The sequence below is a fragment of the Rhizobium redzepovicii genome, assembly GCF_019793435.1.
GTDB lineage: Bacteria > Pseudomonadota > Alphaproteobacteria > Rhizobiales > Rhizobiaceae > Rhizobium > Rhizobium redzepovicii.
On the sequence record NZ_JAILYH010000018.1, the window covers coordinates 147,829 to 159,812 of the forward strand.

11 protein-coding genes and 3 pseudogenes are annotated in these 11,984 nt (G+C 57.7%); 4 read left to right on the plus strand and 10 right to left on the minus strand.

What is annotated here, in order from left to right; genetic code table 11:
- Positions 1-52 precede the first annotated feature (52 nt).
- Positions 53-489, plus strand: a pseudogene (locus tag K6N12_RS26330) (CbbBc protein); the annotation flags it as partial.
- 280 nt (positions 490-769) lie between these two features.
- On the opposite strand, the gene K6N12_RS26335 reads toward K6N12_RS26330, so the two are convergent.
- Entirely contained in the window at positions 770-1,423 is a 654-nt protein-coding gene (locus K6N12_RS26335; protein ID WP_131711465.1) for a response regulator transcription factor, read from the minus strand.
- Between the two features lie 241 nt (positions 1,424-1,664).
- Between K6N12_RS26335 and K6N12_RS26340 the strand changes: the two genes are divergently transcribed.
- A complete protein-coding gene (locus K6N12_RS26340) occupies positions 1,665-4,508 on the plus strand; it encodes an ATP-binding protein (RefSeq protein ID WP_222149013.1) in 2,844 nt (947 codons plus the stop codon).
- A gap of 19 nt (positions 4,509-4,527) precedes the next feature.
- Here the strand turns inward: K6N12_RS26340 and K6N12_RS26345 are convergent.
- The 5 genes and pseudogenes from K6N12_RS26345 to K6N12_RS26365 form a co-directional block, all read right to left on the minus strand.
- Positions 4,528-4,703: pseudogene (locus tag K6N12_RS26345) on the minus strand (VOC family protein); the annotation flags it as partial.
- A gap of 464 nt (positions 4,704-5,167) precedes the next feature.
- Positions 5,168-5,518, minus strand: a complete 351-nt coding sequence (locus tag K6N12_RS26350) for a hypothetical protein (protein ID WP_131711467.1) — start codon at positions 5,516-5,518, stop codon at positions 5,168-5,170.
- Position 5,519: 1 nt separating this feature from the next.
- On the minus strand, positions 5,520-5,879 hold the full coding sequence (locus K6N12_RS26355) for a hypothetical protein (protein ID WP_131711468.1): 360 nt from the start codon (positions 5,877-5,879) through the stop codon (positions 5,520-5,522).
- Positions 5,879-7,099 (minus strand): NRAMP family divalent metal transporter, encoded by a 1,221-nt coding sequence (locus tag K6N12_RS26360; protein ID WP_222135059.1) that lies wholly within the window; start codon positions 7,097-7,099, stop codon positions 5,879-5,881. Before K6N12_RS26360 ends, K6N12_RS26355 begins: the two co-directional genes overlap by 1 nt.
- Positions 7,096-7,383 (minus strand): hypothetical protein, encoded by a 288-nt coding sequence (locus K6N12_RS26365; protein WP_131711470.1) that lies wholly within the window; start codon positions 7,381-7,383, stop codon positions 7,096-7,098. The genes K6N12_RS26360 and K6N12_RS26365 overlap by 4 nt, the downstream gene beginning before the upstream one ends.
- A 348-nt stretch (positions 7,384-7,731) precedes the next feature.
- On the opposite strand from K6N12_RS26365, the gene K6N12_RS35030 reads away from it, so the two are divergent.
- On the plus strand, positions 7,732-7,902 hold the full coding sequence (locus tag K6N12_RS35030) for an autotransporter domain-containing protein (RefSeq protein ID WP_425517729.1): 171 nt from the start codon (positions 7,732-7,734) through the stop codon (positions 7,900-7,902).
- Between the two features lie 252 nt (positions 7,903-8,154).
- Here K6N12_RS35030 and K6N12_RS26375 read toward each other — a convergent pair.
- From K6N12_RS26375 to K6N12_RS26390, 4 genes and pseudogenes are all read right to left on the minus strand, one after another.
- Positions 8,155-8,394 (minus strand): annotated as a pseudogene (locus K6N12_RS26375) (transcriptional regulator); the annotation flags it as partial.
- A 612-nt stretch (positions 8,395-9,006) separates the two neighbouring features.
- Positions 9,007-9,363: a type II toxin-antitoxin system HicB family antitoxin gene (locus tag K6N12_RS26380; RefSeq protein ID WP_131711471.1), complete on the minus strand. Its 357-nt coding sequence runs from the start codon at positions 9,361-9,363 to the stop codon at positions 9,007-9,009.
- Positions 9,360-9,614 (minus strand): type II toxin-antitoxin system HicA family toxin, encoded by a 255-nt coding sequence (locus tag K6N12_RS26385; protein ID WP_222135060.1) that lies wholly within the window; start codon positions 9,612-9,614, stop codon positions 9,360-9,362. The genes K6N12_RS26380 and K6N12_RS26385 overlap by 4 nt, the downstream gene beginning before the upstream one ends.
- A gap of 1,250 nt (positions 9,615-10,864) precedes the next feature.
- Positions 10,865-11,083, minus strand: a complete 219-nt coding sequence (locus K6N12_RS26390) for a hypothetical protein (RefSeq protein WP_131711474.1) — start codon at positions 11,081-11,083, stop codon at positions 10,865-10,867.
- Between the two features lie 217 nt (positions 11,084-11,300).
- On the opposite strand from K6N12_RS26390, the gene K6N12_RS26395 reads away from it, so the two are divergent.
- A complete protein-coding gene (locus K6N12_RS26395) occupies positions 11,301-11,879 on the plus strand; it encodes an NAD(P)H-binding protein (RefSeq protein ID WP_222135061.1) in 579 nt (192 codons plus the stop codon).
- The last annotated feature ends 105 nt before the right edge of the window (positions 11,880-11,984 follow it).

The window sequence follows — 11,984 nt, forward strand, 5'->3', positions numbered from 1 at the left end:
CGCGCCCGCGCGTCCAGATCACAAAGCTATCAAGCCTTGAGGAGTTGCCGAGATGAAAGATAAGCGTCCGGAAGGTACCGAGCAGTATGATCCGCCCGGCTGGCGGATGGGATGCGCTCAAGGCCGTCGCAAAAACGCTTGCGCACCACAAGTGGTCGCGCAGGGGGCAATGACATTGCTCAAAGCGAACCAGCCGGAGGGTTTCGACTGTCCCGGCTGCGCCTGGCCCGATCCCAAGCACACATCGTCTTTCGATTTCTGTAAAAATGGCGCGAAGGCCATCACCTGGGAATCGACCGCAAAACGATCGGGACCGTTTTTTTCGCTGACCATGCCGTCTCGGAGCTTTGGGAATGGACGGACCACAAGCTGGAAGATTCCGGCAGGCTGACTGTGCCGCTGCGCTACAACGCTGGCAGCGATCGCTACGAGCCGATCGTTTGGAGTGCGGCTTTCGAATTGATTGCGCAAGAATTGAACAAGCTCGACACTGAAACCGTCTCCGTCACTATGGCCGGTACGCGATCGCGGGGCGCGCGATTGGCGGCCCCATGAAGAAAAGGCCGTCTCCGGGCGGTCGGAGACGGCCTCTGGCGGACCTTGAGGATCCGCGCGCTCCGGCGGAGGGGAGGACGCGGGAGCACTGTCGCTGTTTAAGCGTATCGCCTTATCGAGGGCGGCGATATAGAGGAGATTAGACCGATCGGCGCGCACTTATAACTACACTTAGGTATTGGCTAAACTGTCTCGAACTGCCGTTGGCTCGGCTTCAGCATACGGCGTAGAGGCCCTGTCCAATCTTCGCGGCCATGTTCACCAACTCCGGCAGTGAGCGGGCTCGCATCTTCCTCATTACCTGACCGCGGTGGGCCTTTACCGTGATCACGCTGATATTCAATTTATATGCGACTTGTTTGTTCAGCAGACCTTCGACGACGAACTGCATGACCTGCCTTTCGCGCGCCGAAAGGCTCTGGTAACGGCAATCCAGCTGGCTGATCGAGATGGTCGCCTCAACGGAAGAGTGGATCAGTTGGACGAGATTGCCCGTGGCTAAAGGTCTCGGCAGAAATGTCACCGGATATCGGGTGGCAGTCAACGTCACTTGAGAATCGCCCTCGGATGTCAGCACGATCACGGGGTGACGAACTGCCTGCCGGCAAATCAGGAGGGTGAGGACGTCGACGTCAAGATCGGCCAGGGCATTGTCGATGATGACGCACGCGAAGCGTGCATCGCGAGCCTGGGTGAGAAAATCCCGTGCAGAACTGAAGCTGGTTGGCCGCGCGCCGAGAGTTTGGATCTCTTGGTCCAGAGATCGATTGAATACTGGATCATTGCTCACGAGGCACACAACCGGCGCATCTTCCGCCGGCGGTGCTATCTTTTTTGGGGGGAACTGAAGTAGTTTGCCACTATACATGCCAGCCTCCTTCTCTTTGTGATCTTAGCGGTCCAAGAATTTAGTAGCGCCGATGCGGCGCGGGACCTGGGTTCAATCTTCTAAAGCGGGATGACCACCAACGCGACTTAAGTCGCTTGAGAGAATCTGAAATATCCTGAAATATATCTGCTTGCGCAGAGGGCATCGCTTCACAAGCAGGCGCCTTGAGGTTCAGCGTCCCTGAATTTTTCGCGGCTTTGGCAAAAGAGATCGGATAAGCTTGGGACAAATAGAACGAAATTTATTCGAATTCTCGGGCTGGGAGCTGGATCTTGGGAAGCGGGAGCTCCGTGCTCTCGGGGCTCCGGTCCCTTTGGGCAGCCGCGCCTTCGATATCTTGGAAGTGCTGGCGACAGCCTCGGGAGAGGCCGTCACCAAGGACGATCTAATGCGACGCGTCTGGCCTGGGCTTGTCGTGGAGGACAACACGATCCAAGTCCATATATCGGCGATCCGGAAGGCGCTGGGAAAAGACCGGGATCTGCTGAAGACGATCTCGGGCCGGGGGTATCGACTGATCGGTCAGTGGAAATCCGATCCTCCGTCTGCCGCGTCGCAGATTACGACGACAGGCATGCCGTCCCGGGAAAGCCGACCTGTCTCAAACATTCCGGCACCCGCCTCCGAACTGGTTGGGCGCGAGAGCGCCCTGCGCAGACTTCTGACGCTCACCTCGGCATATCGTGTCGTCACCCTGACCGGTCCTGGCGGCATCGGCAAGACAATGCTCGCGTCTGAATTGGGACGCCGTCTGCTGCCGCAGCTGGGCAGCGACGCATTCTTCGTGGAACTGGTCTCGCTTCGGGAGCCTGAGCTCGTTCCGACGACTGTCGCCCAAGCTGTCGATCTGAAGCTTCAGGGTGATCAAATCACCGCCGAGGTGGTGGCGCGCGCCATCGGCGAACGCAGGGTTCTGCTTCTTATTGACAACTGCGAGCACGTCATTGACGCCGCTGCCGCGATGATCGATACGATCCTGCGAATCTGCCCGCACGTGACCGTTATCGCGACGAGCCGAGAATCCCTGCGAATAGAGGGAGAATTCGCCTACCGCGTACCGCCGTTGGAAGTACCGGATAGTGGAGAGGTGGTCAGTGCCGCAGAACACAGCGCCATCGATCTGTTCGTCGCGCGCACACGGGCGCTCCAATGGGATTTCGAGCCGGATCAGCAGAAGCTTTCAACGATCGCCGATATCTGCCGGCATCTCGACGGCATCCCGCTCGCCATCGAACTGGCGGCGGCCCGCGCTGCGACCCTCGGACTACAGCAGATTGCCGGTCGCCTAGACGACCGGTTCGTTCTTCTCACGGGCGGTCGCCGCACCGCCTTGCCCCGTCATCAAACGCTGCGCGCAGCTTTGGATTGGAGCTATCAGCTCCTGCCGGAGTCGGAGCGCCAGCTATTGTGCAGGCTGGCGGCGTTTCCAGGAGGCTTCACGTTGGATGCCGCCGTGGCCGTAAGTGGTGAAGGGGACGCGGAAACGACGCTGGCCATATCCAACCTCGTCAGCAAATCCCTGATCACATTCGACGGATCGGAAACGGTACCGCGCTGGCGTCTGCTCGAGACGGTGCGCGTCTACTCGCTCGAGAAGCTCGGCGACGGCGAGGACTTTCGCCGGACGATGTGCAGAATGGCGAAGCATTTCCTCAAGCTCTTTCAACCCTTCTCGGGGCGACGCACGCTCTCTGCGGCCATCGAGAACATCACGCACTATCGACGCGAGATCGACAATTTGCGAGCGGCCCTGCGATGGGCACTGTCCGAGGGCGGCAAGGGTGGCCTTGGCGCTAAGCTCGCTGCGACATCGAGCGACTTCTGGACGGCAATCTCGCTGGTTTCCGAAGCGGGCGACTGGGCCGAGCGCGCTCTCGACCGCCTTGGCGAGGAAAAAGGAAGTCGCATCGAGATGGTCTTGCGCTGTGCGCTCGGTTACGCCCTCATTTATACGCAAGGAATGAATCCGCGCGGGAAAGAGGTACTCATCGGCGCGCTGCATCTGGCGAGGAGCCTCAACGATCCCGACTACCTCCAGCGCGTCACCTGTGCCCTGTGGCTCTTTTCCGCGAGATCAGCCAGGCTGGACGATGCGCTGACATTCGCGCAGGAATACGAGGCCACGCTCGACGAGCGAGACCTGCACGAACGGACCACGGCCTCATGGCTCGTCGGTATCCCGCAAACCTATCAGGCGCGCCACCGGGAGGCAGGTGATCGGCTGAGCTGGGCAGCGGCGAACTATCCGGTCGAGCACCGCAAAATTGATCTGCTGAGACTGGAAGCGGATGTCCGCACCTCTTCCTTGTCTCATAACACGGTCAACCTCATCTCGCGCGGCCTGCTGGAGCAGGCGGCGGAAACGGCAGAGCAGGCAATTCAGGAGGCCCGGGAAACGGCGCAGCCTTTTGTCCTATGCGTCGCGCTCGCCTGGTCCGCCTCGTTCGTTGCGCTCAGCATCGACGACTTGGACCGGGCGAAAGTCTGGGGCGAAGAGCTGTCGCGGCAGGCGTCGCAACACGGCCTTCGGCCCTTTCATGCCGTTGGCCTGAGCGTCAGGGGAGCAATTGCGCGCAGGCTCCGCGATGCCTACGCGGGCGTCGAAGATCTGCGGGCCGGCATCGCGGAGATGCGCGAAGCGTCATACCTGTTGTTCTATCCCACCTTCCTTTGCGAACTCGCTGCGGCGCTGCAAGCCTTGGGCCGGCTCAATGAGGCACTGAGCGAGCTCAGCCACGCATTGTCATTTTCGCGGGAGCATGGCTACCACTGGATGATCCCGGAAATCTTGAGGAGAAAGGGTGAGGTTCTCAGGGATCAGGACTTGAGAACGCCTTTGGAGATAGAAGAGCTTTTCCAGAACGCCATGATGGAAGCCGCCCGGCAGGAGGCGCTGTACTGGCAATTGACCTCGGCCGTCAGCCTCATAAATTTCCGCAAGGCGGCGGGATACCAAGGCGAGGCAAGGAGTGTGCTCTCTCCCATCTATCAACAATTCTCGGAAGGTCATTCGAGCCCCGTGCTGCTCCGCGCCAGGGCGTTGATCGAAGCGTCGCAAGAATGACGCGCAGAGCTCCCAACGCTCAGCCGAGTTCCTGGTCGAGTCCGATGAGAAGCCCGTCAGGCCCACGGATGTAGCAGAGCCGATAAACGTCCCTATAATCGACGACTTCGCCTACGACCTGCGCGCCCGGCTTGCGTAGCCTTTCAAGCGTCTCGTCTCGTCGATGTCATCCACGGTTAACATGACGCGAAGGACACGGAATGGTAGCGGGCGATGTTTGAAACCGTTGAACGGAAGATGACGACACGAGCCGAGACGGATGACGATACGGCCCGGTATAGGGCCGGGCTCATGCAGCTTCATCATCATCGGGACCGGCAGCGTGATCCCTACGTTTCGATCGAGAAGGGCACTCCGTACGACGCACAAGGACGCCGGGGTGCGAGAGCAGGCAAAGTCCTCTCATCTGGGCGCTCGTGTTCGCCGTTGCGTTCATAAGCAGCCTTGCATACTGGTTTGGTTCTTGGGGCTGTTGCCGAGTAACGTGCCCCGCTGAATTAGGCCGTTCAGACCTAGAATTTTCCACTTATGATCACCGCGGGAAGAAGAGGAGAACTCCATGAAGGCATGGTTGCGGCGGAAGGGTCTGGCAACAAGCCTGATGATCCGCCGATCGGTAGCCAAGCTGCACCCCCCCGAGCCACCGTGCCAAAAATGGCCTAATATCGCTGGTCGGCAGAGCCCAAATCGCTTTCCGAATGGCGGTCCAGCGCCGTGAGTTCGGATTCATCGCAAAGCAGCTTTAGCTCGGCCTTGCCGAGTTCGATTTGATTCCATCGTATGCGAAAGCCGCGCGGTTCACGGCGGAGGCGAAAGAGATCCAGTAGCTCTGCACCTATCGGCGACGCAGACATGCGTTCCAGGGCTGCGTACGAGCCGACATGGAATTCAGTTATGACAAGATCGGGCCCGTCTCGTTCGGCTCGTACCTCTTCGATGTGGCCAATTGTTTTCCCTGTTCTAGACGAGACGGCGCGACCGACCAGCAATTCGATATTGATTTCTACCACGTCAGGCTCCGGGAATTTTAGTTACCACTCTGTCTCGTAACCAGTCTTGCCAATCGAAGATTGCGGTATCGCTCACGGACGCTTCTAACTGAACGTCGACGCCAATAGACCGGACTGCGCTCCACGCCACGCGATGAGGTCTTGAGTATCTTTCTCCACCGAGTTTGGTCGCGAGCCAGGTTATCCATTGCTGTGGCCGGTGGCCAAATCGGCGGGCCAACGCAACAGCGCCGACCTCTATTGCGACGACGCGGGGCGGGCCATCTGGGCCCAGTTCGGCGACGATGCCGTCAACCTTGCCCATCTTCACGCCGTCCCGGTCGACCAGTTGCTTGTCGAGTACATCACGCAGCAAATCCATCACGTGCCTCCGATCAGTTCGAGTGGGATGGTCACAATCGCCAGCACAGAGCCCAGCAGGATGATGAGGACGACTGCCGAATTGGAGATGATCCCGTTTCCATGTTTCCCAACATATCGCTTATCATTCATCAGGAAGAGAAATGGGACGACTGTCAGCGGAAGTGTGGCTGCAGTCAAAGCCATGGACATAATCGTCAGTTTCAGCGGATCGAGGCCAAAAGCGATCGGAATGGCGCCAAACAAAAGTGCCAGCGTGTATGCAGCGCTAAATCCGGGGTCTTCGCGCGGTTTGCGGTCTTCGCCCCAGTTCCAGCCCAATCCCTGAGCCGCCAGGTACGCCTGCTGCAACCCAACTTCCAAAATCGCGCCCAAACAGGCAATTCCCAAGGAAGCAACAAATAGCCAGTATCCCCACAGCCCGAACACGGGAACGAGCATGGTCGGTAATTGATGGTAATCGGTGATTTGATCCACCCCATTGGAAGCCAGCACAAGAGCGGCCACGATGAGAACGGCGATCGATATGGTGCCACCAAAGCTCATTCCAAGTCCCGCGATTGCGCGATTGGTGCCTAGATACGTTTCGTCCCACTGGTCTTCGACGGCGCCGGATGAATAGAATAAAAATAGATATGGTGATATCGAGGCACCGAGAATGCTGACCGCTATAAACCAATAACTGGCATGGTCGTGATGCGGCGTGCTTGGCAATACACCGACCGCCACCGCCTTCAAATCAGGTTTAAGCAATACGGAAGCAACCACGAAACAAAGGGTCACCAATCCGAGGACGGAAACGCCTTTCTCGATGAAACCGAAAGTGCCCTTCCAGAGTAACAACCAGGCAAGGAACGCAACGGGGAGTGCCCACCATTGAAAGGCCACGCCTGTAGCGAGCTCCAGTGCAACAGCCGCACCTCCTATTTCGGCGGCAAGGACCATCAGATTGAGCAACAGGATCGAGAGGAAAGGCAGAAGGAAGAAATTGAAACCGAACCGCTCACGGATACCATCCGAGATAGTGTGACCGCTTACTGCGGCAAAGCGGCCAGCCATTTCAACAAGGAAGATGATGCAGATCGTCCCGAGCACAATTGCCCAGATCAGTTGAAAACCGAATGCCGCTCCCGCTTGGGCCGCCGTTGCCAGTGATCCGATTTCCAGAAAACCGCCAACGCTCGTCACAATTCCAAGCGATATTTCTAATATCTTCTTCATGTGCGTCTCACACCTGAGGTCAGGTTCAGGCGGTCGCTCGCAGCTTTTAGCTGCGTCGCCGTTTGATTGGTGTCGCGATCCCCCTGCGCAACCTGGTTCCGCGCTTGTCGGAGTAGATCGAGAATATCGCTCGCCGATCGCGTCACTTCGCGCGCTTTCGCGTCGAGGCCGTGGACGGTTCCGATCTTTGAATCGGCAACTTCGACATTGCGCTGCATCGACTGCAAGGTCCGCTGTACATAAGCATCCGGCAACTGCATCAAGTCCCATTCGACGAGCGCCATGCGAGCCGAATTCGAACAGGACGCAATAATTCTCGCTTGCGCACTGATCTGATCAGCATCGGAAGAGGAGGAACAGCCTGCCAGGGCTGCGACCAGGTAAAGAACACATATGTGGATTTTCGAGAAATTCCGCCGGTCCATGTTCGTTCGGGTCAGTGCTTAATTGCCTTCGTAGCAAAACGCGGCTCCAGTGGGCATGTTCCTCAGGACTTAGTCCTCTTGGCAGTCCCCTCCACCGCAACCTAGCCTGCTGAGATGCGGTGCCAAAGCTCGCGCCGCTAGATAAAACGCCACACCGCCCAATTCTTTTCCGAGGCCTCATTCGACTTCGGCCTTTCCCGTGACCTTATTATCACCCCATTCGGCAGACTGGATTATGCAATCGCTCAGCGCGACAGCTTCCACGAAGATGGCGGCGCTTCTTCCCTTTCCGGAGAAAGCGCGCGCGAAGACCAGTTTGCAACGACGGTCGGACTGCGTGCGGAACGGCAGGCTTCGGTCGCCGAAAGAACGTCGTAACCGGTTTCGATGTCGCCTGAAGACGGATAGCCGATCAGGACACGGCGCTCTCCGCGCTGACATTCGAAAATGGCGGGAGTTTCGTCGTGAAAGGGTTGCGCAATGCCGAAAACAGCGTCGTTGCCGGTGGATCGGTGGCATTGCAGTTGACCGCGGCCGCGGCCGCATCCGTATCGTACCGGGGAGAATTCGGCGATGGCCAGAACCGCCATAGCGCCAACGCTCGATTGGACGTCAGATTCTAACGGAAAGCTACGCCTGTGACGGAAACAGTTTCACGAACTGCCGGGAGCCTTCGAGCGAGAAGATGATCGAGCGGCTTTCGGCGGTGCGCCTCGCCCAGCCCTTGTCGAGGAAGCTTGACAGCAGCGCCTTGCCGAGGCTGCCGGCAAGATGGGCGAGCCTTTCGCACCAGTCGAGGCAGGAGCGGCAGAGTGCGCGGCGCGAGGATTGGAGTTCGCCGACATCGATGCCGATGCACTTGAGTTGGTTACCGCACGCTCGATCGCTTATGCGGCGAAGTAGCCCCCGCTGCACTTCACCCTCGAAGAAGCCAACTCTATGAATTAGCCAGCTCGGCGCAGTTTCTTTTCATCGAGATCCTGCGATCTCACATCAACGCCTCAAGCCGTATGCCGGCCGGTTGACTGCGGGCTCCGGCCGAACCGCGAGTTCCCCCGGCACTGTGTTTGACCCCCCTCGAGCCTGCTTGAAGAACTTGCTCAAGAAAGCGCAATGTCGCGACATCATTAGCACTCCACTTCAAAACGGTCGCAGGCCTCGCTCCATCGACCTATCTCACAGAGTGGCGGATGCTCCCCGACGGCGATAGTCCTGCATGCGGATGACGCGCAGCAGAGTGTGGTTGCTCAAGGGAAGTATCAGACGCTCCTGCAAATCGGACCGAGAACCTGAAGTTCATAAATGCACTTTACGCCACTGACACTGAAAATAGCGGGGTAAATGGTTCTGGCAGGGCGAGAGCTTGGAGACCCGCACCCAGCTTGTCGCCATGCTGTTCACTATGGGCGAAGAAGATCGCGTAATGGTTCGAATGGAACACCAATTCATCGGACACGCCGATGGGCGGTACTGTGAAGGGAACTACGCCGGCAAGCGCGCCTCGGCGTAATGGTCGGCGGCCTCTTCCAGCACCTCTTCTGCCCACTGGTTCAGACTCTTTCCCGCAAGCTCAGCAGCAAGAGCTGCTCGGCGATGGACTTCGGGAGCGACACGAAACATCATCTTCCCAGAATAGGGTCGCTGAGGCTCTTTGCCGATTTTCCTGCAGGTCTCCAGGTAGTCATCGACTGCCTCATGGAAGGCTTTCTTGAGTTCAGCGACACTGTCACCGTGAAAGCCGATTACATCGGAGATACCTGCAATCCTGCCGAAAAACACATCGTCCTCAGCGTCGAATTCGATGCGAGCGTGATATCCGTTGTAGGTCATGATGTTCATGGCGTTACTCCAATCTGCATCAGGAACTCGCGAGCATCGCGCACCTGATAACGCTTTGCTTCCTTGGCCGGATGTGGTCTATGGAAGCTCGCAATGATCCCGTCTTTTTCAAACTTAACGCGGGAACCGTTCCCCTCAATGAGGTCGGCTCCGGCAGCCACAAGCAGATTCTCTATAGCGGCCCATTCAATGGTACCCGAGACCGGGTCCTTGAAGACCGCCGCGAGAGCCTTCCTCTGCTTGCTGTTCATGCTAGCAAATATAGAGACGCTTGCTGATTATGCAAGCACAAACTCAACAGCCTCTTGAATTCATCCAAAGGTCGTACGGGCGTGGGTGGGGCAATAACGGGTCGGCAGTTCGTATCCCTTCAAGGCGTGTATGGCCCGCTTTCGCAAGAGCGGGCTTGGCTTCAAATGCTGATGTTTCTTTCTCTCGATGCAGGAGTGGATGAGACTGGACGTTTTCGATCACGAAGATAAAGATCAGTACTGTCGTGACAGGTCAGAAGGTGCGGACACATGCGCCATGGTCAGCAGAAAATAGGACGCCACCTCAGTTCGAAATATCGGTCGACGTCGGGGTCAATTTACTTGCGTGGCTTAGCCGCGCCGCTCTGTTTCCTGTGGGGGGCGTAATGAGGGTGGATCCTTTCCTTCCCCGCAAAGTGTTCAGGGCATCGCCACGCCCTCTATCAAGTTTCTGCCGTTTACGTTATCTCGGCCTTGCATGCGAGTTTCGCGCGCTCATGGAAAGGGGCTTAGTGACGGCCGTATCGTGTACGACGAGACCGTGGTCGAACACGCGGTTCAGGCCTTTCTCGACATAATGCGCGGAAGAAATATAGGGAAGATGATCGTGAAAAGGATCTTGGCTAGCATATCGTGTCTAAAGCGGGCTTAGACACATAGTCTCTGACCCAGGGAGCGGATGCGGCCTCGCTGCGAAAGCGGAGCCCACAATTTCCCACGCATTGTATTGTTTTCACAATTTCTTGCAGGGAGTTAAAAGCGGTCCCAACCAATGACATATGGTCCAGCCCACCGACCTGTCGCTTGCGCGCGCCACCAGACAGGCAGGTACCATTCCCGATGACCACTTCGGGCCGATATCCGTCATGCCTGGGACGAGCGCCACCATTCACCTGTCGCGTCTGACTTTAGGTTCGTCCATTTTGACTAGCCAAGTACGTAGCATGAGAACACCGATAACAAGCACGACTGCCCCGAGCATTATCATACCCCACCCGATCCCGTTCGGGCCGAAACGCGTGTATAGCCAGCCTGCCTGCTCGGCATCAGTTGCCGGAGTTCCAAGACGATACCAGCCGTTCAGGAGTGCTCCGACTCCGATAATCAGGGCAAATAGAAAGCGGGGCATTTGGTTCGCTCACTCTAGGTCTATATCGAGCGCGGGAAGACAAAGGAGGCTTCCGCGCTGGGATTAATTTGCGCCGAGTGACAACGAAGGCCGCGCGGCCGGCAGCAACGCCGAAAATAGGTCAAGTCGGGGGCAGCATATCGTCTTTTTCACTGCGGATCGGCAGGACAGTCAATAAGCCCGGGGAGTTCTCACGGCCCAGTTTACCTTCTGCTTTTGCTTGAGCGATCTGTTGAGGTGACACAACCAACTCGGCATTCGCCTTCTTGTCCTTCATCATCGCTCCAAATACCACGACAACGCCAACTGCAACGCCAGTCGGTCTGCTGTCGTCCGTCAATTAGGCGGACTCACATATGGATCACCGCCATAGCACATAATCGAAGTTCGCATTTGGGTCTCCGAAGAAATTCTCCGACATAGGCAATACCCCCGATAACATGCGTTATGAGGGCTATTGCTGCATGGCCTTAACGATTCCACATTTAGATAAGTGGCTGGGTGCGATGCTGGCTGGTTTTTCTCAATTCCTAGCCATCACAACAGGGAGATGGAGCATGTTTGCGATCGTCGGAGCCGCGGGCAATGTCGGCTACTCAACGTCATCGGCCCTGCGCCGGGCGGGTATGCCAGTCCGGGCGATCCTACGCGATAGGACAAAAGCAGCGCGGCTGAGCGACATCGGCTGCGAGATTGCTACCGCCGATTTGCAAAATGCCGCCGCTTTAGCCATGGCGATCGGCGATGCTGACGCCGTGCAAATCATTATCCCGGTATCGCCACTGACAAAGGATCCGGCTGATGGTCTCCGGCGATCGATCGAAGGCCTGTTCGAGGCGCTGACCCAGACACGGCCGAAGCAGGTGCTGGCAATCTCCGATTACGGAGCCCACGTCACCGATGATATTGGGATGCCCAGCATGTTCCGCGATCTTGAGGCGCGGCTCGCCCAACTCAAAACCCAGCTGCTTGTGCTGCGGTCGGCCGAACACATGCACAATTGGGGGCGTGTGATCCCGATGGCCGTCGCTTCCGGCATTTTGCCAACTTTTCAGGACCCAGTCGACATGGCGCAGCCGACGATCTCCGCCCATGACCTCGGCCTGATTGCCGCCGACTGTCAATCGGCTTGGTAACGGGACCCCTTATCGGCTCCCAAAAGTGACCCCTGCCTCTGGTTGCATAGGGTCAGCGCGCGTAGGCCCGGAGCTTTTCATTTAGCGCAGGGGCCTGCGGGCGCG

Coding starts and splice junctions, on each gene's coding strand:
- K6N12_RS26335 (WP_131711465.1), bottom strand. CDS start 1,423: ATGTATAGTGGCAAACTACTTCAGTTCCCCCCAAAAAAGATAGCACCG.
- K6N12_RS26355 (WP_131711468.1), bottom strand. CDS start 5,879: ATGGATTTGCTGCGTGATGTACTCGACAAGCAACTGGTCGACCGGGAC.
- K6N12_RS26360 (WP_222135059.1), bottom strand. CDS start 7,099: ATGAAGAAGATATTAGAAATATCGCTTGGAATTGTGACGAGCGTTGGC.
- K6N12_RS26365 (WP_131711470.1), bottom strand. CDS start 7,383: ATGGCGCTCGTCGAATGGGACTTGATGCAGTTGCCGGATGCTTATGTA.
- K6N12_RS26380 (WP_131711471.1), bottom strand. CDS start 9,363: ATGAACATCATGACCTACAACGGATATCACGCTCGCATCGAATTCGAC.
- K6N12_RS26385 (WP_222135060.1), bottom strand. CDS start 9,614: ATGAACAGCAAGCAGAGGAAGGCTCTCGCGGCGGTCTTCAAGGACCCG.
- K6N12_RS26395 (WP_222135061.1), top strand. CDS start 11,301: ATGTTTGCGATCGTCGGAGCCGCGGGCAATGTCGGCTACTCAACGTCA.